The following is a 543-nucleotide window of genomic DNA, read 5'->3' as shown; positions in this document are numbered from 1 at the left end:
GACTGGAAATCTCGGAACGGATCCGTCGAGAAAGACACACATCATGCAAGCCCCCTTCCCCCAGCGCTGCTTCCCCCGGCATGCCTTTACCCTGATCGAACTGCTGGTGGTCATCGCGATCATCGCCATCCTTGCGGGCATGCTCCTGCCCTCCCTGGGCCAGGCCAAGGGCGCGGCGCAGCGCATTGCCTGCGTGAATCAGGTCCGGCAGCTCGGGCTGGCCTCGACCCTGTACGCCGGGGACAACGGCGGCGAATTCCCGGAGCGCAGCAGCGCCGCCCGCTGGCCGGAACGGCTCCTGCCCTATTTCAAGACCGTGAAAATCCTCGCCTGCCCGAGCGACCTTGGCCGGGATGGATCCTCCGGGCAGTGGGGCAATCGTCCCGCCAGCGGCATCAACGACACCAACCTGATCGCCGACTCCGCGCCGCGCTCAAGCGCCGCGAAGGTGAAGAGCCCGCCGAACTTCGGCGCGAGCACGCGCGAGAGTAGCCCGAACTCGCCCATGCACAGGGCGACCGTCGGCTTGACGCGTTCGGCAAG

Annotated in this window: 1 protein-coding gene and 1 pseudogene; one reads left to right on the top strand and one right to left on the bottom strand. The window is 67.0% G+C overall.

Annotated features, from left to right (window positions below; translation table 11 throughout):
* Nucleotides 1–43 precede the first annotated feature (43 nt).
* A pseudogene (locus JNK74_29955) lies at nt 44–253 on the top strand (type II secretion system protein).
* Between the two features lie 50 nt (nt 254–303).
* Here JNK74_29955 and JNK74_29950 read toward each other — a convergent pair.
* The coding region (locus JNK74_29950) for a type I 3-dehydroquinate dehydratase (GenBank protein ID MBL7650394.1) at nt 304–543 on the bottom strand (240 nt) is incomplete at its 5' end.

The organism is Candidatus Hydrogenedentota bacterium (assembly GCA_016791475.1).
Classification (GTDB): Bacteria; Hydrogenedentota; Hydrogenedentia; order Hydrogenedentales; family JAEUWI01; genus JAEUWI01.
Note: the sequence above shows the minus strand (reverse complement) of the source record. Positions and strands in the feature narration are given on the sequence as shown.